The sequence below is a fragment of the Bacillus sp. TCT6 genome (genome assembly GCF_056033845.1).
On sequence record NZ_JBVYHX010000001.1, the window covers coordinates 3834289 to 3856531 of the forward strand.

Here is a 22243-nt window from a genome sequence, read left to right on the forward strand (position 1 = left end):
TCTCTATACACACTCAAATTTCCTGTTATATTTTGCAATCCCCTCCCGAATTTTGTCCTCACTCTCCCCTTGTCCATAATTTCATTTCTCGTTACAATGAAATTGTACTGATTTGCAAGGAGGTATAACGATGCATAAAAAAGCTCAAAAAATTATGGTTTATGTGATGCTAATTTCTATGCTTGTAACAACATTACTTGCTGGCGCGAGTATGTTTTGGTAAAAAGGGCGATGTGTTCGTCCTTTTTTTACTTTTTACACATGAAAAAATAAACCATCTCGACATCGAGATGGTTTATTTTATATAAAACACAATCGCTACAATACTAAAGGAAAATGACATTACAAGTGCTATTACAAAACTTGTATATTGTTTCTGCTGAAATGCTCCAATAACAAAAGTGAGATTAAGTAATGCCATACATACAATCGCTACAAGATAAGAACATATATTAAAAGTTGCCAATATGAATGTAATAACAAATAGAAATCCCATAAAAAACTGCATATACGAAAGTTTTGGATTCAAGTACATATGAGCAACCCCTTTATCTAATTTTATCTTTCTATACTTTCATTAACGCATGGTTATGTACACATGTCAAGACAACTTATTACAATAGAAAAAGCCAACCTTTTCGTTGGCTTTTTCATATGCAACGGCTCCTTTTTCTTTTGCCAATTGCTGAAATGATTTTTTCGATTTCACAATCCATACTTTCGTTCCAATTGGAATACGATCAAACAAATATTCCACATCGTTTTTCTTCATTCTTATACATCCTTGTGAAATATACTTTCCAATTGAACTCGGTTGGTTTGTTCCATGTATTCCATATTTACTTCCATCAGTTCCTCTTGCATTAAATCCAATCCACCTTGATCCAAGTGGATTTTTTGGCGATCCACCTGGAATATCCTTTGCAATGTAATATGGATCCTTCGCTTTCATTACAACATCAAAAGTTCCTTCTGGAGTTAATTCATTCGTTTTCCCTGTCGCTACTGGAGAAACCTTTTGAATCTTTCCATCGTCAATGTAAGCTAATTTATTCGTTGCTTTATTTACAATAATAAAAGGATCTCCGGCACGTGGATTCTCCCCAAGAGGCCAAAGCGGCGATAAAGAAAGACATAATATGATAGAGAGAAGATACGGCATAGATAATTCCTACCTTCTATATAAGTTCTTTTATATTATCCTTTCCCTTAAAGCGACTTTTAATGAGTAAATATTGTTCCATTTCATACACAAGTTGAACAAGTTTCGCACGTATCTCAAATTCTTCGCGTGTAGCTGGCAATGGCATGTCTCTAAATAATTCCCTCATTTCTTGAAGCTGCCTTAAGGAAATAACGCCAGTACTCTCAGGGCTAATAGCATTACCAATGTTTTCAACAACATCTGCAATCATGTCAGCTTGTTCATATGTCCACGATAAAGAAGCTGCTAGTGGTATCATTCGCTCTAAAATTTCGAATTGTTGCATACGCATATTAAAATAACGATAGTAATAATCATCTTCTCGCATAAATGCATTCTCAAGTTTTTTAAACGATAAATCTCTTGCCTCATTTAACATATTCTCGGTTTCAATGAGTTCTGCTCCACTCCAACTACTTTCTCGATTTCGTAAGTACACAACCATTTCAAACAAAATCGTTTTAAAATTACTCTCTATTTTATCTTGATACTCTTTTAACTTATTTTCACTACTCGGCATATACATATTCACTAATAGAGCCACGCTAATCCCTATCGTTAATATAGCAATTTCATTTCCAACTATAAGCCATGTAATTTGCTTCAATGAATATAGATGCATAACAATAACTGAACTCGTGACAATACCTTCTTGAATTTTAAGCATTACTGCAGTCGGAATAAATGTAAGTAACAATATGCTAATTGCAAGTGGTGTATAGCCGATCGTTTCAAAAATACAAAACGCGAATACCATTGATAATACACACGCTAGAAAACGATGTAACGACACTTGAAGCGATTTGCGCTTCGTATTTTGTACACATAAAATAACTAAAATACCTGCTGAACTATAAAATTCTAATCCTAATAACTGAGCAATAAAAACTGCCGCGCCTGTCCCAATTGCTGTTTTTACTGTACGATATCCAATTTTAAACATATCATTACTCCTATATGTATAAACGTATTTACAGTTAGTATAAAAAAAGGATGACACAATGTCATCCTTTTCTACTTATTATTCACATAACCTTTTCATATTACAATATTTTTTGTAAAAATTGTTGCGCACGTTCACTTTTCGGCGCTGCAAAAAATTCTTCTGGCACACTATCTTCTACAAGCTTTCCTCCGTCCAAGAAAAGAACACGATCTGCCACTTCTTTTGCAAAGCCCATTTCATGTGTAACGATAGCCATCGTCATTCCTGTCGTAACTAACGATTTCATAACTTCTAACACTTCTTTCACCATCTCTGGATCTAGCGCCGATGTCGGTTCATCAAATAACATAACTTCCGGTTCCATCGCTAACGCTCTTGCAATTGCTACACGTTGCTTTTGTCCTCCCGAAAGACGATTCGGATACGTATCTTTTTTATCTACTAATCCAACCTTTTCTAAAAGTTTCTCCGCTTTCTTTTCAGCTTCTTGCTTCGTTACCCCTTTTACATTGATAGGAGCATACGTAATATTTTCTAATACAGTCATATGAGGAAATAAGTGAAAATGCTGAAATACCATACCGACATTTTCACGAACATGCATAACATTCGTTTTCGAATTCGTTACTTCTTCCGTTCCAATCCAAATGTGACCATCCGTTGGTGCTTCTAACATATTCATACAACGTAAAAATGTTGATTTTCCTGATCCAGAAGGTCCTATAATTGCAACTACTTCCCCTTTTTCAATCGTTGTTGTAATTCCTTTTAATACTTCGTTTTTACCAAATGATTTATGAAGGTTTTCAATTTTAATCACTTTTCTTCATTCTCCCTTCAATTGCCTTCCCGACTAATGTAAGAATAATGACTAACATATAATAAATGAGTCCAACAAAAAGTAATGGTTCAAGATATTTAAATGTCTCACCGCCTACGATGTAAGCACGACGCATTAAATCAGTCGCGCCTATTACTGTTACTACAGCCGATTCTTTCGTAAGTGTCGCAAATTCGTTCACAAGAGCTGGTAATATATTTTTTAATGCTTGAGGGAAAATAATATTTCTCATCATTTTTCCGTACGGTATCCCTAAAGCCATCGCTGCTTCTGTTTGTCCTTTATCAACTGCTTGAATACCAGCACGAATCACTTCTGACATGTATGCACCTGAATTCAAGCTAAATGCAAGTACAGCTGCTAAGAATGCTGGTATTTCATAACCAATTATTTGCGGGACGCCGAAATAAATAATCATTAATTGCAATACAAGTGGTGTACCACGAAAAATTGATGTATAAAAATCTGCTGCTATATTTAACGCTCGTATTCTAGCAATTTTACAAAGTGCTAATAATGTTCCTAAAATAAATCCTGCTAAAGCTGATACTGCTACAATTTTCAAAGTAACTTCTAAACCTTTTAGTATATATGGTATCGAAGGCGTAATCGCCGAAAAATCTAAGTTCATCCTTTTCATTCCCCTCAAAGAAAAGTGAAAGGCAGCTTATTTTTCGCTGCCAAACCATTTCTTCACTAATTTATCCATTTCTCCATTTTCTTGCATTTTTTTAATTACTTTATTAAATTCAGCTGTTTTATCACTATTTTTCGGAAGGGCAATTGCTGCGCCAACTTCTTCTGGCGCTTCTTTAATTTCAATTCCTTTTAAATCTTTCATTTTCTCTAAATAATTTTTAGCAACTGTGTCTTCTATAATTGCAGCGTCAAAACGACCAGCTTTAATTTCTTGTACGATTTCTGGTATACGGTCACGTCCCTCAACTTGGAAATCTACTTGTTTTTTAAATTCTGCTGCTTTCTCTTCTTGAATAGATCCTGTTTGTACTCCTACTTTTTTCCCTTTTAAATCCTCTACAGATTTAATATTAGAATCCTTTTTAGAAACGACCATATTTTTCGCAACAAAATAAATATCTGTAAAATCAACATTATTTTTACGCTCTGCAGTTGGCGTCATACCTGCCATTACGAAATCAACTTTTCCTGAACTAAGAGATGCTAATAAACCACCAAAGTCCATATCTTTCACTTTCACTTCATACCCAAGTTCTTTTCCGATATATTTAGCAACATCAACATCAAAACCAATAATTTCATCACTTTTTGAAGCTTCCACGTATTCATATGGTTTATAATCTGCTGAAGTCCCCATTACGAGTACTTTCTTATTTCCTTTTGTTTCTTTCGATTCCCCATTACTACAAGCGCTGAATATACTTACAATTAAAATAAGTGCAAACGATATTGATAATAACTTCTTCATCTTTCTTCCCCCTAATAATGTATATTTAAAAGTTTAATAGAATATTTATTCGATGTTTGTATTGTATCAGCACTTTTATTTTTATGCAATATATAAAATAAAAATAAATAAAATAACAATATAAACGCTTTTTGTCGTGTATAAAATAATGCATAAAATAACATAACTATGCATATCTCAGAAATTAAAATAATAAATAAAAAAGGCGGCACATCCACTTGATTGTGGACGTGCCGCCTTTTTTATTATTTTTTATAGTTCTTCACAATTCTCTTCGAAATACGATTGTAGTTTTGCAATAACTTGCATCGGTTCATGACCTTCAATTTCATGACGCTCTACCATCGTTACAATTTTTCCATCTTTTAATAAAGCAAATGATGGAGAAGAAGGTGGGTACCCTTCGAAATATTCACGCGCTCTTGCTGTCGCTTCTTTATCTTGACCTGCAAACACCGTTACAAGGTGGTTAGGACGTTTATCATAATGTACGGAATGCGCAGCAGCAGGACGAGCGATACCACCTGCACAACCACATACAGAGTTTACCATTACAAGTGTTGTTCCATTTCTTTTAAACGCTTCTTCTACCGCTTCCGGCGTCGTCAATTCTGTATATCCAGCAGAGACAATCTCTTCACGCGCTTGGCGGACAACATCATTCATAAAAAAGTTAAAATTAATCACTCTTTTCCCTCCTCTAAAACTACCTATTTGTATCTTACCAGTTAATGTTTATGAAATACAAGTAAGTTTACTTGTATTTAAGTATAGAAAAGGTGTTAGAGCACTTGCTCTAACACCTTTTCTTTAATGACCACGATGTTTTTGCTTTGCTTTTTGTACTTTAATTAAACGTCTTCTTTCTTTTTCAGCTTCTCGCTTCTCCTTAGACTGCACTTTCTTTTCTTGTTTATGCAATTCATAAGATAAACTAATCGCCTCTTGCGCCTTAGTAAAACGTTTAACATTTGTTTCTTTTGCTGTTTGTCGTATGATACGCTTTATATTTTTAGGACGCTGTTTTTCTTTAACTTCTACACCACATTTTGCAAAATGCTGAAAATGCTCTAAAAGTGAACCATTCACAAACATAAGCACTTCTTCATCTGACGGTTCCGCTCCAAAAATATACCTCGCTCCATACAATTTCCCTTGTTCTTTGCATGTAATAATTCCAACAAAAAATTGGCCATCATGATATACTGTCAACTCCATTGACAGCCCCTCCTTTAAAAAATTAGAAATACGGGACATCCCGGAGGGGAAGGTTACTGACATGAAATCATGCGTCTGGACTACCAACCAGAGCTGTGTTTTTGTATTTCTTTCACTTTTATTATATCTTTTTTTCCATAATATTCATATATTCAGCAATCATTTTTTTATGCGATCCCACAATATAGTCAGGTAGTTCTGTTACTGAAAAGAATTTAAGCTGAACTGCTTCTTCTTTATTCATAACAAAATCCCCTTCGTATTCATCCGTATAATAGGCGGTTGTTACAGATTGAAATTCATCACCGTTTGCTAATTTTGTAAAGTAGTTCGCTCCAGAAAATACATTGATTAGTCGCAAGTTCTTCACTTTTATTCCTGTCTCTTCATATACTTCACGATAAGCTGTTTCTTCTGGTGATTCACTAAGCTCCATTAGTCCGCCAGGTAGCCCCCATTTTCCGTACGGCTCTGTCCGCTGCTGCAATAAAACATAACCATTTTCATTTATAACGAGTACAACAGCACCAACTAAAATTAAAGGGCGATGACCAACTATTTTTCGTAATTCTTCTACATATCCCACCGTATCGCCTCCTTTTTCGTTGTCCACACTATTGTATCATATGTACAAAACGACAAAATGCGTATATTTTTCATTTTTTTAACAAAATATTTATTTTATGTGATTCATCTACTGTAGCTAACATAATGGATTCAATTTCCGCACTCTTCTCTAAAAACTCTTTTGCCCACTCTTCTGTTTTTCCTATTAAAGCGAGAACGTCCTGTTGAATCCTTCCATTTTTCACTAAAATGAAAGAAACTGGAGACCTTCTCCCCGCCACTTTTAGATCCCGCCGTGAAGCTGCTTCATATTCTGGATACTGAAATATAGAAACAACGCCACTCGCTTCCCATAATGCTAATTTAACCGTTTGAATATCGCTCACATTTCGCATGCGAAGTTCCGAAAATAAATATTCCGCCGTAATTCTCGCCTTTTTCAAATTGCTAAAATCAATGGAACCATTGTGTATAAGAATGATAGGTGCTGGCTCTAAAAAGCGTCTCCATCTATCCCATTTCAGCATTAAAACTGAGCTTATAATATGAAGTACAACGAGTATGAACGTTGTAATCATCGAGCCCAGTAACCCTACTTTTTCATCAGACAATGCGTTAGAAATATTCCCACCAAGCAATAACACTAATACAACATCTAAAAAACGAAGTTGTGCGATAGACCTTTGCCCCATCGCTTTCGCAACTAATATTAAAAATATGTATGCTATAATAGCCCGAATAACCCATTCACTATTAGAAAGATGCCGTGCTCCTTCAAAAATATGCATATGCATCAATTTGCACTCCTTACCCGTCTCAAACTGCTATCCTGTTTTAGTTTGCAACGTTTATGAGCATATATGTAAAAAAGCTGATTCGTTTAAAAACGAACCAGCTTTTTTTACTTAACTGAAAACATATATTTTTTATAAGTTTTCCGTACCGATAGTATGAGCCCCATCATAATCATATTCGAGAATAAGGAACTTCCCCCATACGATAAGAAAGGTAATGCAATACCTTTTACAGGCATTAATCCAACGATCATACCGATGTTTTGGAATATTTGAACTGTTAATATACCAATCGATCCAGCGCATAATAATGTACCAAATAAATTATCAGCGGAATAACCAATAATAATTGTTCGATATAGTAGTAATAGGAACAAGAAGACAACTAACGCTGCTACGATAAACCCACCTTCTTCGGCAATTGTAGCGAAAATAAAGTCAGTATGCTTCTCTGGGATATAGACGCTTCCTCCCCCAAACCCTTTACCTTCCATTCCTCCACTACCTACAGCTAAAATCGATTGTTGCGTTTGGTAACCTTGATCTGCATTTTCAAATGGATTTAACCAACCTACAATACGCGACTGTTGGTGAGGTTTTAGTAAAGTAACTAAATTATTATAGAAAAAATCTTGATACTTAAAGAAAATAAATATTAAAGCAGATAATATGGTCAACGGAATAACTGTACATAATGCTATCAATTTCTTTTGTATACCTGACATAAATAAAATACATGCAATTGCAGCAGCATATAAGAACACCATACCTGTATCCGGTTGACTATATACAACCGCCATAGGCGGAAGTGACACTAGCATAATTTTACCTACTAGCTTTAAATCTGTTTGGAATGTCCTTGCCATATACTGTGCATTATGTTTCACTGCTATACTCGCTACTACAAGAAGCAATGCAATTTTGAAAAACTCGGACGGCTGAATTTGTCCAAATACTGGGAAAACAAACCATCTTTTTGCACCTAATTTTTCAGGTGTAAAACCTGATGGTGGTAATACTTTCAAAAGAATAAGTGAAGCAAACCCAGCAATATAAAGCGGCCAAGACAATTTTTGCAACTGATCTAAGTCAATGCTAGCAATAAGAAGTAACAATATAACCCCAATTATGTAGTTAATCCCCTGCTTCATAGCAAAGTTTGCAGCTCCATACTGTCCCGTTTGCTGACTGCTATATATAGCAGCTATACTCGTCACACATAGTGCACACAAAATTAAAATTAATTTTACATCTAAACTTTTTAGAAACTCGGTACTTCTTTTCATGACATCCTCCTGAAACATTGTTACAGCAAAATAAAAAACCAGGAGTCAACATTCTTCATGTTTTGACGACTGATTACACATTATCTATAAAACACTTATATAGAATAACTCTCTTTTTCATACAATACAATATATTATACTACAGTTTCATCAGTAAGATTTGCCAAAAAAATTATTCTTTTCTTATTTTATATCCATATACCATATATCAGCAATGTATTTTCGTAAATTCCTAATACATAATCGTTTATTGTAAGATTACTGGGAAAGGTATTTATACATATAGTAGGATGTAGATGAAGAAATAAGACGATAAAAAGCTCGCATAAGCGAGCTTTTTATTAATATACAGATGTATTGTTTTCTGACATGTTTTCTAAAATTTCTTTAACACGTCCTAAGAACTTACCACAGATTAAACCATCAAGTACGCGGTGATCAAGTGATAAACATAAGTTAACCATGTCACGAGCACCGAACATACCATTATCCATAATTACTGGGCGTTTTACAATTGATTCAACTTGTAAAATAGCCGCTTGTGGGTAATTAATAATACCCATAGATTGAACAGAACCGAATGATCCTGTGTTATTAATTGTAAATGTTCCACCTTGCATTTCGTCTGCTTTTAGCGATTTCGTGCGTACTTTTCCTGCAAGTTCTGTAATTTCACGAGCGATACCTTTAATTGTTTTCTCGTCCGCTTGCTTAATTACTGGTACAAATAATTCTTCCTCTGTTGCAACAGCGATAGAAAGGTTAATATCTTTCTTCTGAACAATTTTATCGCCAGCCCACATTGAATTAATTTGAGGATACTCTTTTAACGCTTGTGCCACTGCTTTTACGAAGAAAGCAAAGAACGTTAAGTTAAAGCCTTCACGCTTCTTAAAGTCACCTTTAATTGAGTTACGGTATGACACAAGGTTTGTCACATCTACTTCAATCATCATCCAAGCGTGTGGTGCTTCGTGTTTACTGCGTAACATGTTTGCTGCGATTGCTTTACGCACACCTGTTACTGGAATTTCAATATCTCCAGGCATTGTAGGTACAGAAACTGGTTTCGCAGCTTCTACTTTTTGCGCTACTGGTGCTGCTTTTGGTGCTTCTGGGCGAGCTTCTACTACTACCGCTACAGCTTCCTCTTTCTTCGCACCTGCTTGTGGAATATTTCCAGATTCCACTAGCTTTAAAATATCTTTACGAGTGATACGGCCGTTTGCTCCCGTACCCTCTACTAAATCTAAATCAACGTTATGCTCACCCGCAAGTTTTAACACAGCTGGTGAAAAACGTGGTTTTCCATCAGTTGGTTGTTTTACTTTCGGTGCTTTTTCAGGCGTAATTGCTGCTGCCTTTGGTTCTTCTTTCGTTTTTTCCTCAACAGCTGTTGCTGCTACTTCGTCTGCGCCTTCTACTTGAATCACACAAACTACTTCACCTACAGCTAACGTATCACCTTCACCAGCGATTAACTCTTTCACAATACCAGTGAAAGAAGATGGTACTTCAGCATTTACTTTATCAGTCATTACTTCTGCAAGCGGATCATACTTGTTTACGTGATCGCCAACATTAACGAGCCATTTACTAATTGTGCCCTCTGTAACGCTCTCCCCGAGCTGAGGCATTGTAATATTTTCTACAGCCATGTATAGTCCCCCCGATTAAAATTCCGCAAGTTCACGCATTGCTTTTTCAACTTTATCTGGATTTACCATAAAGAATTTTTCCATTGTTGGTGCATATGGCATTGCTGGAACGTCTGGACCTGCAAGACGTGCGATTGGCGCATCTAAATCAAATAGACAGTTTTCAGCAATAATTGCTGCCACTTCACTCATAATGCTTCCTTCTTTATTGTCTTCTGTTACAAGAAGAACTTTACCTGTTTTAGAAGCTGCTTCAATGATTGCTTCTTTATCTAATGGATATACAGTACGTAAATCAAGAATGTGTGCAGAGATGCCATCTTGTGCTAACTTTTCAGCTGCTTGAAGAGCAAAATGAACACATAATCCGTACGTGATAACTGTAATATCATCACCTTCACGTTTTACATCTGCTTTTCCGATTGGTAATACGTAGTCATCCTCCGGCACTTCACCTTTAATTAAACGATATGCACGTTTATGTTCGAAGAATAATACTGGATCTTCATCACGAATGGCTGCTTTTAATAAGCCTTTTGCATCATATGGTGTAGAAGGGATAACGATTTTTAAACCTGGTTGGTTTGCAAACATCGCTTCTACAGATTGTGAATGATACAATGCACCGTGAACCCCCCCGCCAAATGGTGCACGGATTGTAACTGGACAAGTCCAATCATTATTAGAACGATAACGAATTTTTGCTGCCTCAGAAACAATTTGGTTTACTGCTGGCATGATGAAATCAGCAAACTGCATTTCAGCGATTGGACGCATACCATACATTGCTGCACCAATTGCTACCCCAGCAATTGCAGATTCTGCAAGCGGTGCATCAAGCGCACGATCTTCACCAAATTGATCATACAAACCGTGTGTCGCTTTAAACACGCCACCTTTTTTACCAACATCTTCTCCTAAAACGAATACTTTCTCATCGCGTTCCATTTCTTCGCGCATTGCTAATGTAATAGCATCAATATAAGACATTACAGCCATGAAACGTTCCCCCCTATTCTGCGTATACGTGCTTCAATGCATCTTCAGGTGCTGCATACGGAGCATTTTCTGCATATTCTGTTGCTTCATTTACGATATGCATAATTTCGTCTAACATTTGTTTTTCCGATTCCTCAGTTAACACACCAGCTTCTTTTAAATAAGCCGCGAATGTTATAATTGAATCTTTTTTCTTTGCTTCTTCTACTTCTTCTTTATCACGATAAACACGATCATCATCGTCACTAGAATGTGCTGTTAAACGATATGATACTGTTTCAATTAAAGTTGGGCCTTCACCACGACGACCGCGATCTGCTGCTTCTTTTACAGCTTTATATACTGCAAGCGGATCGTTTCCGTCTATTGTATATCCAGGCATACCATAACCAATTGCACGATCTGATACGTTTTTACATGCTAATTGTTTTTCAACCGGAATAGAGATTGCATATTTGTTATTTTCACACATAAAAATAACAGGTAGTTTGTGTACACCAGCAAAGTTTGCCCCTTCATGGAAGTCACCTTGGTTTGAAGAACCTTCTCCAAATGTAACGAACGTTACTAAATCTTTCTTCTCCATTTTTCCAGCTAGTGCAATACCAACTGCATGTGGTACTTGCGTTGTTACTGGAGATGAACCTGTAACAATACGATTTTTCTTTTGACCGAAGTGACCAGGCATTTGACGACCACCAGAGTTTGGATCTCCAGCTTTCGCGAAAGCAGACAACATAAGCTCTTTAGCTGTCATACCAAATGCTAGTACAACCCCCATATCACGATAGTATGGTAATGCATAATCTTTCTCTCTATCAAGAGCGAACGCCGCTCCAACTTGTGCAGCCTCTTGTCCTTGACAAGAAATTACGAATGGAATTTTACCAGCGCGGTTTAATAACCACATACGTTCGTCGATTTTACGTGCAAGTAACATCGTACGGAACATTTCTAATACTTGCTCATCACTTAAGCCAAGCTCTTCATGGCGCTTTTCTTTTACTTCTGCCATTTTTCATAACCTCCTAAATCCACATTTTTATGCGTGTAACGCTCTTCCATCTACAGCAAGTGCTGCTTCACCAATCGCCTCAGATAATGATGGATGCGGATGAATTGTATGTGCTACTTCCCAAGGTGTTGCATCAAGTACTCTTGCAAGACCAGCTTCAGAAATCATATCTGTTACATGTGGTCCAATCATATGAACACCAAGAATGTCATTTGTCTCTTCATCAACTACAAGTTTTACGAAACCATCTGATTCTCCGTATACAAGTGCTTTTCCGATTGCGCGGAATGAGAACTTACCTACTTTTAACTTATAGCCTTTTTCTTTCGCTTCTTGTTCTGTTAAGCCAACAGAAGCAACTTCTGGACTGCTATATACGCATTTTGATACCATAGAGTAATCAATTGGTGTAACTTCTTTCCCTGCAATATGTTCTACTGCAGCAATTCCTTCATGAGAAGCAACGTGAGCAAGTTGCAAACCACCGATTACATCTCCAATTGCGTAAATATGCGATTCTTTCGTTTGATAAAACTCATTTGTTTGAATGTATCCTTTTTCCACAACGATATCTGTGTTCTCTAAGCCAATATTTTGCGTATTCGCTTGTCTTCCAACAGATACAAGCATTTTTTCAGCTTTAAATTCTTTATTCTCACCGTTATGTTCAGCTTGGATTGTTACTCCATTATCTTTTACCAATGTTTCTGGTAATACTTTTGCACCAGTTACCACTTTAATACCTTTTTTCTTGAATAGACGTTGCATTTCTTTTGAAACGTCTTGATCTTCTAGTGGTAATATCGTTTTTGCATACTCTAATACTGTAACTTCTACACCGAAGTCAGCAAGCATAGATGCCCACTCAATACCGATTACACCGCCACCAACGATAATAATCGAACTAGGAAGCGTTTCCATTTTTAGGGCATGATCCGAAGACATTACGTATTCTCCATCTAATTCTAAACCTGGTAATGAATTTGGACGAGAACCTGTTGCAACAAGTACATTTTTTGGAATTAACATTTCATTCTCTTCTCCACTTGCAAGTTCAACTGAAATTGTCCCTGGCATAGGAGAGAAAATAGACGGGCCAAGAATACGACCAATACCTTCAAACACATCAATTTTACCTTGTTTCATTAAATGTTGAACGCCTTTATGAAGCTGCGTTACAATCTTCTCTTTACGCTCTTGTACTTTCGCAAAGTTTAGTTCTACATTGCTTGCAATAACTCCGAACTCTTCGCTTTTTTTAGCAGTTGCATATACTTCCGCACTACGTAAAAGAGCTTTACTAGGAATACATCCTTTGTGTAAACAAGTACCACCAAGATTTTCTTTTTCGACTAGTGCTGTTTTTAATCCTAATTGTGATGCACGAATTGCAGCAACATATCCACCAGTACCGCCGCCAACGATGACTAAATCATATTCTTTTGCCATTATCTCAACCCCTAGCTACCGTTTCTTTTTCACGTACAACGTATTCTTTTGGAGCTTCTTCTTCACGTAACACACGAAGTGCTCCTTCTGCTAACGCTTCTAACTCATCTTCGCCTGGATGTACGATAACATCTGCAATCCAGTCCACTCGCTCTTTTATTTCATCGACAAGAATTTTACTGTATGCCAGTCCACCAGTTAATACGATTGCATCGATTTTCCCGTGAAGTACAGCGCTAGCTCCGCCAATCTCTTTTGCAACTTGATATGCCATTGCCTTATAAATAAGAGTTGCTTCAGGATCACCTTTTTCAACCATTTTCTCTACTTTAATCGCATCATTTGTACCGATTAAACTTACAAGTCCACCTTGTCCGACAAGTTTTTTAATCATTTCATCACGGTAATACTCACCAGAGAAACACATTTCTACTAGTTGCCCTACTGGTACTGTACCAGCGCGCTCTGGACTAAATGGTCCTTCTCCGTTTAAACCGTTATTCACATCGACTACTCTTCCTTTTTTATGAGCACCAACTGTAATGCCACCGCCCATATGTGTAACTAATAAATTTAAATCCTCGTATTTGTGATTTAACTGTTCAGCTACTTTACGAGCAACTGCTTTTTGATTTAATGCATGGAAGATACTTTTGCGTTCCATACCAGCAATGCCACTTATACGAGCAACCGGCTCCATCTCATCTACAACGACAGGATCCACAATGAATGCAGGGATATTTAATCCAGAAGCAATTTCATATGCCAAAATGCCTCCAAGGTTTGAAGCGTGATGACCGCTAAAGCCATTTTTCAAATCTTCTAACATCGCATCGTTTACTGTATAAGTACCGCCTTCGATTGGACGAAGTAATCCACCACGTCCACAAACAGCGTTTAATTTTGAAATGTTAATACCATGAGAATGTAGAACTTCTAAAATCGTTTCTTTTCGAAACTCATATTGGTCGATAATTCGCTTATATTTTCCAATCTGTTCTACGTCATGACGAATCGTTTCTTCTAGAACGGGTCTTTCATTATCAAAAACACCAATTTTTGTGGATGTACTACCTGGGTTAATAACAAGAATTCGATTTACAGACAATGTTGCTACCTCCACTAATAAATTCAAAAGGAAGCGGAAACCTCATAAGAGGTAACCACACCTTTTGTAAAAGTTATATATGAATGATTAGCGACGGCTAATAATATCGTGACCGTTGCGTAAGTAAGTGCTACGAGAATTTTTCAAGCTTGCAATGCGCTCTTCAGCTAGACGATCTGCCGCTACATAAGTTGCTATGCCATCGCGTTTTGAAATTTCGATTACTTTTGCAATCGTGTCATAAATAGACTCAACACGTTTTAGTGCACGTTCTCTATTGTATCCATATAATTCGTCTGCTACGTTAATTACGCCACCTGCATTAATTACATAATCTGGTGCGTATACAATACCCATTTCATGAATGATGTCACCGTGACGATCTTCTTTTAATTGGTTATTTGCAGAACCTGCGATTACTTTTGCTTTAAGTTGTGGAATAGTTTCATCATTAACTGTTGCGCCTAATGCACATGGTGCGTAAATATCGCATTCAACACCGTAAATTTCATTTGGTTCAACTGCTGATGCACCGAATTCTTCTACAGCACGTTGTACAGCTTCTTTATTAATATCTGTAACGATTAATTTTGCTCCTTCAGCGTGTAAATGTTTGCATAGATGATATGCTACGTTACCAACGCCTTGAACAGCAATTACTTTTCCTTCTAAATTGTCAGTACCGAAAGCTTCTTTTGCAGCTGCTTTCATACCACGATAAACACCGTATGCAGTTACTGGAGATGGGTTACCAGAAGAACCGAATGATGGTGAGATACCTGTTACAAAGTCAGTTTCTTCGTGGATAATATCCATATCATCTACTGTTGTACCAACATCTTCAGCTGTAATGTATCGTCCGTTTAGTCCTTGGATATAACGTCCTAGTGCACGGAACATTGCTTCACTCTTATCTTTACGAGGATCACCGATAATTACTGTTTTCGCACCACCTAAGTTTAAACCAGCTGCTGCGTTTTTGTATGTCATCCCTTTTGCAAGACGCAATGCATCTTCAATCGCCGCTTCTTCAGAATCATATGTCCACATTCTTGTTCCACCAAGAGCCGGTCCAAGTGTTGTATCATGAATTGCAATAATTGCTTTTAAACCAGATTCTTTATCTTGACAAAATACCACTTGCTCATAATCATATTTTTCTAAGTATTCGAAGATTTCTAATGTCATTGTCGTTTCCCCCTAATGTTTTACCCTTTTTGGTTTATTTTGAAGCAGTCGCAACTGCCAATGCTAATGAATATACTTTTGTTTCTGCTGAATCAGCACGAGATGTTAAAACAACCGGTGCTTTTGCGCCAGCAATCATTGCTCCTACTTTTGCATCCGCAAAGTATACGAGTGATTTATATAGCACATTTCCAGCTTCAATCGTTGGGACGAGTAAAATATCTGCCTTACCTGCTACATCACTTACTATGCCTTTATGCTCTGCTGCAATTTGTGATACTGCATTATCTAAAGCAAGTGGTCCATCAACGATACAATCTTTAATTTGTCCGCGGCGATTCATTTGTGTTAACATCGCTGCATCAATTGTCGCCTGCATCGCTGGATTCACAACTTCTACTGCTGCAATTGGTGCCACTTTTGGCAAGTCGATTCCTATTGCCTGGGCAACTTCTACAGTATTTTGTATAATAGCAGCTTTTTGTGTTACATCAGGTGCGATGTTCATCGCTGCATCTGTAACGAAAATAAGACGATCATAATTTGGAACTTCAAATGCTGCTACATGTGAAAGTACGCTACCTTTACGTAGGCCCCACTCTTTGTTTAACACAGCCTTCAAAATATTCGCTGTTGGGATGTTCCCCTTCATAAGCACGTCTGCCTCACCATTTCTCACAGCTTTAACAGAAAGTTCTGCAGCCTCTGCATTAGACATTGCTGCAATCACTTCAACATGTTCTGAAGTTTGTAAACCATGTTCTTGTAGCATCCCCATTATTTTTTCTTGATTTCCATATAGACGAAATTGAGCTAGCTGTAATTTAATTGCTTTCGCTACAGCTTCAATTACTTCATGATCTTCAGCTACTGCTACAGCTACAGTTTTTTTAGGCTGTCCCGCTGCTTGATCAATTAAGTATTCTAACTTCATATTTTGTAATCAACCCTTTCCGTCGTCCCTCGTCTATTTATAAAGCAAATACCGTGCCAACTTTTAAAAGTGGTCTTACCAATATTGAAAACGCATTCAAAATGCAGTAAAATCAATACTTTGGAAAATAACAAAAGATTCTGTCTTATTTTGTCGCTTTTTGTATACCATGCAATAAATTGCACAGTACGCAATTTATTGCATGCTATTTTTTGCATGGTCATACTTTTCTAGCTTATAATATAAATTTCGTACGGAAATTCCTAACGCTTTTGCAGTTTGTGTTTTATTCCCATCAAATCTCTCCAAATATTCATGAATAATATTCCCTTCAAACTCTGTCACTAAATGTTCAAGTGGCTTTTCTTCTAATTCAGGTAATAAATGAGATTGCTTTGACTCCACCTGCTCTTCGTTATGTAATGGTGGTAAATGTTGTACATCAATATATATCTCGTTATAATTCATAAAAATAATCGCTCGTCCTAAAATATTTTCAAGTTCTCTCACATTCCCTGGCCATTCGTATGATTGTAAATATAAAATAGCTGAATCAGTGAGCCCTTCTACATTACGACCATAATCTTGATTAATTTTTTGAATCAACCTGTCCGCAATTTTCGGTATATCTCCTTTACGTTGACGAAGAGATGGAATTTGAATTGGAATTTTATTTAATCGATAATATAAATCCTCCCTAAACTTCCCTTCTAGAATAGCCTTTTCTAAATTCACATGTGTCGCTGCAATTACTCGAACATTAATAGGTATCGCTTTCGTTCCACCAACTTTTACAATTTCTTTTTCCTGCAATACACGAAGGAGTTTCGCTTGTGTATTTGCAGATAACTCCCCTATTTCATCTAAAAAAATACTACCGTTATTCGCTTCCTCAAAGAACCCACGTTTCCCGCCTCTTTTCGCTCCAGAAAACGCCCCTTCCTCATAACCAAATAATTCACTTTCTAACAACGTCTCCGAAATGGCCGCACAGTTTACACGGACGAACTTATTGTATTTTCGATTACTTCCATTATGGATTGCATGGGCAAACAATTCTTTACCAGTCCCAGATTCACCGCGTAACAGTACCGTTGCCGGTGTATTCGCTCCTAGCTTCGCCTGTTCGATAGCTGCAGTTGTTTCATCTGAATTTCCGACAATATCATCAAAAGAATATTTCGCTTCTAATGTGCGAATGATTTGCCTCGCTCTATTCAATTCATTTGTTAACTTTTGAATTTCCGACACGTCACGGATAACGCCGACGCTTCCTTTCAATATTCCATCCACAATAACTGGCGCTACGTTTACAATTACATCGCGCTTTTTTTGCCCAATCTTCATATGTATTCCGCGCACCGCACGACGCGTTCGAAGTACTTTCATATGCATACTTTCGCCTTCTACAATATCAGTTGTAGCAGGCTTCCCAATAATATCTTCTTCTGTTAAACCCGTTAATTTCGTATATGCCGGGTTAATGACTAAACCTCTTCCTTTTTCATCCACAACCGAAATCGCTTCTTCAGATGAGTTAATAATCGCCTCTAATAGTGTTTGAATTTCTTTTAAGTCTGTAACTTCTTCCGCTAAATCTACAACTTCTGTTATATCTTTAAAAATTGCAAATGCCCCTTGTACCTCTCCGCCCTCTTTTAATATCGGTATACGCGTTGTAATAATTTTCTTTCCATTCTCTAATGTTAGTTCATAATTTACTTCTATTTGTTTCGTACGTATAATGCGAAGTAATTTACTAGTCGGAATAACTTCTAAAATATATTTTCCTATCGCCTCTTCTTTTTTATATCCGATAATACGCTCTGCACTTTTATTAAAAAGACGAACTTGTCCCTCTTGATCAATTACGATCATGCCGTCATGCGTAGAATTTAAAATTAATTCTCCTTGTTGCGTTTGTTCCTCTAACCGCCCAATTAACCCTTCCTTCTCATGCGCTAATCCTGTAACAATTTTTGCAATATCACCTGGTATAAGAAGAGTGTCTTTTTTCTTTTTTTCCAATAAAACTTTATGTACATCATCTTCACCTGTCATATCAAATATTACATCGATATGCATAGAAAGAAATGGAGTTACACTTTCTCCAATTGCAATTCCATATTCCTTAGCAATTTGTAATCCTTTTGCCAACGGATTTATATCAATAATCCCTATAATTTGAAATATATTCGAACTATATAACAGATTCAGCAGTGCGCTCCCGCCTTCACCTGCACCAACAATTAATACTTTTTGTTTCATATATTACACTTCCTCTCGAAGTAACTCTGCAAATTTTTTCACACCCTTATCTTACTCGTTCAACCCCCTCTTGACAAACCCCCTTTTCATATAACATCATTAAAATAAACAAAATAATCTGAAAAGGAGCGTTTATATGCAGCGTTACCTTGCTCTATCATTAGCACTCATCCCTATTTCATTAGCTGTGTTTGGTATAAAGTTAATGAGAGATACTGTATTCGGGATTCTATTTCCACCAATCTCTATACTGTGGTTACAATTTTTAATCGGCGCTCTCTGCTTCGGGCTCGGGTTTTATATTTTTGGTGGCTTCGTCGTACACCGAGATCGTAAACGAAATAAAGTACAAGCTCGCTTCAGAAGATAGGAATGCCCCACTATTTATAAATAAAAAAATGAGACCGTTACACGCGGTCTCATTTTTTTATCGGCAATAACGTTCTTGCCGTTTCAGGGTAATCAGTAATAATCGCCGATATATTCATATCAAAATATTTACGCATAAGCGTTTCTTCATTAATTGTATAAGGGCGAACCTCTACACCACTTTCCATCGTTAGTTCAGCAATAGCATCTTGAAGGTAACGATAATTCGGATGTACTGCTGTAGCCCCCATTTTTTTCGCGTATGCCCACGGACTATGCAAACCTTCGCGATATAAAATTGCAGTTTGAATATCAGGAGCCATCATATGGCACCGTTTCATACTGTAGTGATTAAACGAAGAAAATACAACGCGATCCTCTAAACTAAATTTCCGTACAAGCGTTATAACTTCTTCCTCTAAACCTCTATATGGAATTTTATTATTTTTAAGTTCAATATTAAGTAGCAAACTCGTTTGTTCAAGCCACTCTAATACCTCTTCTAAAAGTGGTATTTTACAAAAACCTACTTTATCACCAAATTTATAACTTGCATCTAACTTACATAAGTCCTCATATACATAATTCCGAACCGCACCTTTTCCATTTGTAGTCCGGTCCACCGTTTCATCATGAATGACGACAACTTTTCCATCTTTCGTTAATTGAACATCAAGTTCAATTCCATCCGCTCTAAAAGACTCAGCCGCTTCAAATGAAAGCATTGTATTTTCTGGGTACGTTCCAGCCGCACCACGATGCGCAAATATAAGAGTCATCCTCACTCCCCCAATCTTATGCTATACTATACGAAAAAGGAGGTACTTCTATGAGACCATTGCAAATTTCTCCAGATACTGCAGTCCGCTTATCAAAAGCACTAGGTGTTCCACTTGAACAACTCATGCATATGCCGCAACACATTTTAATTCAAAAGCTAGTTGAATTAGAAAAACAAAATAAAGACGAAGAATAATACAGTCCTGTTTTGCAGGGCTTTTTATTATTTTCTATTATATCACGGATGACTTCCCTGCTAAAATCCTTTAACAGATGTGCTACGATGCGATTTAGCCGTTCCTTTATTATTTTTGTTACAAATCATAAAGAAAGCAGACTATTTATTTATAAGCCCCCATTGCGTCCTTAAACACGATCATAAAAAACTAGAAGCCCTTTATATTATTTTTTATTGAACGTGCGGAGCATCCCCTGATTCGTATAGTTCTTTCGCTTTTTCCTCCCCGAATGTAGTTAAAATATAATGTTGCTCTTCTACCGCATCCATCGCTCTAGTTGCTTTACAAACGTTATCTTCTTGAACATCCGAGAAATAATTGTGATCTTCTACAATTTTACTAAAATCTTTTTGTGCCCATCTATTAGCAATTGCTAATAGCTCATTTTTCTTCGAAAAGCTACTCTTATTTATGATTTCTTTTAATTTTTTAGCATTATTTTGAATCATTGGGATAGAGCCCGATTTTCGTTCTGCCACCACTTTTTGATGAGTCATGCGATGCATCGCTGTAATGACTTCTCTTTCAGTAGAATTTTCAGTAACATACACATCAACAAAGACCCCATCTACCTCTCTACCTACTATTGTTTGGTCTTCTTTTTTATCTATTTGAGCGCTCACTTCTTTATCTACTGGATTATCGGCAAGTTCTAACATCCCAAATGTAACTGCAATAGCAAGAACTCCCATAGCTGCTACTATTCCTAGCCAAGTTGAAATTTTATTTTTCATTCCCCTTCCCCCTATCTATATCTATTTAATTGTCTTATAAAAAAACTCACTTACATGTAATATTACTAAAAATAGGTTTTATTTTCCATAATATCAAATAATCTCTTTTTCTAAACAAAATAAAAAAACCAACGAATTATAACATTCATTGGTCTTTCATTAAAAAGTTTATTAGTTTTAAAATTACTGTCGAGTATAGAGTTCCAGCATGCATCGGTTTTACTAAAACAAAAACCCTTTTCTACTTCTACTCTCAGCTAGCTTTATGTTCAAGTCTCAGCTTATCCGCAACCATTGCGATAAACTCAGAATTCGTAGGTTTTGCTTTTGACATGGATACTGTATAACCGAATAAGGACGAAATAGAATCAATATTCCCACGGCTCCACGCTACTTCAATCGCGTGACGAATTGCGCGCTCCACACGGCTTGCTGTTGTATTATATTTCTTTGCGATATCTGGATACAATACTTTCGTAATCGATCCTAATAATTCGATATCGTTGTATACCATGGAGATTGCTTCTCGTAAATACATATATCCTTTAATATGAGCGGGTACACCAATTTCATGAATGATACTCGTAATACTCGCATCTAAGTTTTTCGGTTTTCCATCTACTGTTGTTGCTGATCGGAATGATGGTAGTGGACGTTTAATCATAGCGTTTGCTTTACCACTCACTTGACGAATATGACTCGTTAAATTCTCCATATCAAATGGTTTTAATATGAAATATGAGGCACCTAAGTCAACTGCTTTTTTCGTCACATCTTCTTGCCCGAATGCTGTCAACATAATTACGCTAGGCTGTTTTAACCTTTCAATATGTCGCATTTTTTCCAATACAGCTAAACCATCTAAGTGTGGCATAATAATGTCTAAAACGAGTACATCAGGTTGCTTATCTGCTAATAAGTTTAAACACTCTTGACCATTATAAGCAGTACCGATTACTTCCATATCATCTTGAGCAGCTACATAGCTCTCTAACATTGATACTAGTTCTTTATTATCATCCACAAGACATACTTTAATTTTCTCCACAGCTTTTCCTCCCTTACCGAATCGATTCTCCGACATGTGTATCCTTCTAGGCTACATGAATTGTTCGACAATTGTGTGAAAATTCCCTTTTAAAGTTTCTTACTTTCCGATAAAATCACAAAAAAATATGTTTATCGTTCATTTATTCCCT

The 22243-nt window shown here is 36.7% G+C and carries 25 protein-coding genes; 3 read left to right on the forward strand and 22 right to left on the reverse strand.

Features of this window, described 5'->3' with window-relative positions; all coding sequences use genetic code 11:
- The first annotated feature begins 130 nt into the window (after window positions 1-130).
- Window positions 131-223 carry a stressosome-associated protein Prli42 gene (prli42, locus tag AC0ONG_RS19460; RefSeq protein WP_000549037.1) on the forward strand — a complete coding sequence of 31 codons (93 nt, stop codon included), beginning with the start codon at window positions 131-133 and terminating at the stop codon, window positions 221-223.
- A gap of 72 nt (window positions 224-295) precedes the next feature.
- Here the strand turns inward: prli42 and AC0ONG_RS19465 are convergent, their stop codons facing one another.
- The 19 genes from AC0ONG_RS19465 to AC0ONG_RS19555 all read right to left on the reverse strand — a co-directional run bounded on the left by AC0ONG_RS19465 (window position 296) and on the right by AC0ONG_RS19555 (window position 18922).
- Complete coding sequence (locus AC0ONG_RS19465; protein WP_000281167.1) at window positions 296-535, reverse strand: DUF3894 domain-containing protein; 240 nt, start codon at window positions 533-535, stop codon at window positions 296-298.
- A 66-nt stretch (window positions 536-601) separates the two neighbouring features.
- Entirely contained in the window at window positions 602-1162 is a 561-nt protein-coding gene (locus tag AC0ONG_RS19470) for a L,D-transpeptidase (protein ID WP_001146572.1), read from the reverse strand.
- 16 nt (window positions 1163-1178) lie between these two features.
- A complete protein-coding gene (locus AC0ONG_RS19475; RefSeq protein WP_000472671.1) occupies window positions 1179-2147 on the reverse strand; it encodes an aromatic acid exporter family protein in 969 nt (322 codons plus the stop codon).
- 100 nt (window positions 2148-2247) lie between these two features.
- Window positions 2248-2970 carry an amino acid ABC transporter ATP-binding protein gene (locus AC0ONG_RS19480; RefSeq protein ID WP_000590207.1) on the reverse strand — a complete coding sequence of 241 codons (723 nt, stop codon included), beginning with the start codon at window positions 2968-2970 and terminating at the stop codon, window positions 2248-2250.
- Complete coding sequence (locus AC0ONG_RS19485; protein ID WP_001046915.1) at window positions 2963-3622, reverse strand: amino acid ABC transporter permease; 660 nt, start codon at window positions 3620-3622, stop codon at window positions 2963-2965. The genes AC0ONG_RS19480 and AC0ONG_RS19485 overlap by 8 nt, the downstream gene beginning before the upstream one ends.
- A gap of 36 nt (window positions 3623-3658) precedes the next feature.
- Window positions 3659-4438: a transporter substrate-binding domain-containing protein gene (locus AC0ONG_RS19490; RefSeq protein ID WP_000735462.1), complete on the reverse strand. Its 780-nt coding sequence runs from the start codon at window positions 4436-4438 to the stop codon at window positions 3659-3661.
- Between the two features lie 252 nt (window positions 4439-4690).
- Window positions 4691-5104 carry a BrxA/BrxB family bacilliredoxin gene (locus tag AC0ONG_RS19495; RefSeq protein WP_001979317.1) on the reverse strand — a complete coding sequence of 138 codons (414 nt, stop codon included), beginning with the start codon at window positions 5102-5104 and terminating at the stop codon, window positions 4691-4693.
- A gap of 144 nt (window positions 5105-5248) precedes the next feature.
- On the reverse strand, window positions 5249-5656 hold the full coding sequence (locus AC0ONG_RS19500) for a YjdF family protein (RefSeq protein WP_000424202.1): 408 nt from the start codon (window positions 5654-5656) through the stop codon (window positions 5249-5251).
- A gap of 121 nt (window positions 5657-5777) precedes the next feature.
- The gene (locus AC0ONG_RS19505) at window positions 5778-6242 is read right to left on the reverse strand and encodes an NUDIX hydrolase (protein ID WP_000542552.1); all 465 of its coding nucleotides are present in this window, start codon (window positions 6240-6242) and stop codon (window positions 5778-5780) included.
- A gap of 70 nt (window positions 6243-6312) precedes the next feature.
- Window positions 6313-7017 carry a DUF421 domain-containing protein gene (locus tag AC0ONG_RS19510; RefSeq protein ID WP_000550956.1) on the reverse strand — a complete coding sequence of 235 codons (705 nt, stop codon included), beginning with the start codon at window positions 7015-7017 and terminating at the stop codon, window positions 6313-6315.
- 107 nt (window positions 7018-7124) lie between these two features.
- Window positions 7125-8303 carry an FtsW/RodA/SpoVE family cell cycle protein gene (locus AC0ONG_RS19515; RefSeq protein WP_016077258.1) on the reverse strand — a complete coding sequence of 393 codons (1179 nt, stop codon included), beginning with the start codon at window positions 8301-8303 and terminating at the stop codon, window positions 7125-7127.
- 341 nt (window positions 8304-8644) lie between these two features.
- Entirely contained in the window at window positions 8645-9961 is a 1317-nt protein-coding gene (locus AC0ONG_RS19520) for a dihydrolipoamide acetyltransferase family protein (RefSeq protein ID WP_000257646.1), read from the reverse strand.
- Window positions 9962-9976: 15 nt separating this feature from the next.
- Window positions 9977-10960 (reverse strand): 3-methyl-2-oxobutanoate dehydrogenase subunit beta, encoded by a 984-nt coding sequence (gene bfmBAB, locus AC0ONG_RS19525; protein WP_000290071.1) that lies wholly within the window; start codon window positions 10958-10960, stop codon window positions 9977-9979.
- 13 nt (window positions 10961-10973) lie between these two features.
- On the reverse strand, window positions 10974-11975 hold the full coding sequence (bfmBAA, locus tag AC0ONG_RS19530; protein ID WP_000852551.1) for a 3-methyl-2-oxobutanoate dehydrogenase subunit alpha: 1002 nt from the start codon (window positions 11973-11975) through the stop codon (window positions 10974-10976).
- Between the two features lie 27 nt (window positions 11976-12002).
- Complete coding sequence (gene lpdA, locus AC0ONG_RS19535; protein WP_001051295.1) at window positions 12003-13424, reverse strand: dihydrolipoyl dehydrogenase; 1422 nt, start codon at window positions 13422-13424, stop codon at window positions 12003-12005.
- Window positions 13425-13428: 4 nt separating this feature from the next.
- Window positions 13429-14532 carry a butyrate kinase gene (buk, locus tag AC0ONG_RS19540; protein WP_000115782.1) on the reverse strand — a complete coding sequence of 368 codons (1104 nt, stop codon included), beginning with the start codon at window positions 14530-14532 and terminating at the stop codon, window positions 13429-13431.
- Window positions 14533-14619: 87 nt separating this feature from the next.
- Complete coding sequence (locus AC0ONG_RS19545; protein ID WP_000171355.1) at window positions 14620-15720, reverse strand: leucine dehydrogenase; 1101 nt, start codon at window positions 15718-15720, stop codon at window positions 14620-14622.
- Between the two features lie 34 nt (window positions 15721-15754).
- On the reverse strand, window positions 15755-16654 hold the full coding sequence (gene yqiS, locus AC0ONG_RS19550; RefSeq protein ID WP_000764674.1) for a phosphate butyryltransferase: 900 nt from the start codon (window positions 16652-16654) through the stop codon (window positions 15755-15757).
- Between the two features lie 195 nt (window positions 16655-16849).
- A complete protein-coding gene (locus tag AC0ONG_RS19555; protein WP_000810981.1) occupies window positions 16850-18922 on the reverse strand; it encodes a sigma-54 interaction domain-containing protein in 2073 nt (690 codons plus the stop codon).
- 136 nt (window positions 18923-19058) lie between these two features.
- On the opposite strand from AC0ONG_RS19555, the gene AC0ONG_RS19560 reads away from it, so the two are divergent.
- Window positions 19059-19292, forward strand: coding sequence for a DUF2627 domain-containing protein (locus AC0ONG_RS19560; protein ID WP_001190195.1), 234 nt, complete (start codon window positions 19059-19061; stop codon window positions 19290-19292).
- A gap of 49 nt (window positions 19293-19341) precedes the next feature.
- Here AC0ONG_RS19560 and AC0ONG_RS19565 read toward each other — a convergent pair whose 3' ends face one another.
- Window positions 19342-20070: a glycerophosphodiester phosphodiesterase gene (locus AC0ONG_RS19565; protein WP_000172594.1), complete on the reverse strand. Its 729-nt coding sequence runs from the start codon at window positions 20068-20070 to the stop codon at window positions 19342-19344.
- 50 nt (window positions 20071-20120) lie between these two features.
- Between AC0ONG_RS19565 and AC0ONG_RS19570 the strand changes: the two genes are divergently transcribed.
- Window positions 20121-20267 carry a YycC family protein gene (locus AC0ONG_RS19570; protein ID WP_001247671.1) on the forward strand — a complete coding sequence of 49 codons (147 nt, stop codon included), beginning with the start codon at window positions 20121-20123 and terminating at the stop codon, window positions 20265-20267.
- A 213-nt stretch (window positions 20268-20480) separates the two neighbouring features.
- Here the strand turns inward: AC0ONG_RS19570 and AC0ONG_RS19575 are convergent, their stop codons facing one another.
- Window positions 20481-21044 carry a PRK06770 family protein gene (locus tag AC0ONG_RS19575; protein ID WP_000791083.1) on the reverse strand — a complete coding sequence of 188 codons (564 nt, stop codon included), beginning with the start codon at window positions 21042-21044 and terminating at the stop codon, window positions 20481-20483.
- Between the two features lie 253 nt (window positions 21045-21297).
- A complete protein-coding gene (gene spo0A, locus AC0ONG_RS19580; protein ID WP_014894889.1) occupies window positions 21298-22092 on the reverse strand; it encodes a sporulation transcription factor Spo0A in 795 nt (264 codons plus the stop codon).
- Window positions 22093-22243 lie beyond the last annotated feature (151 nt).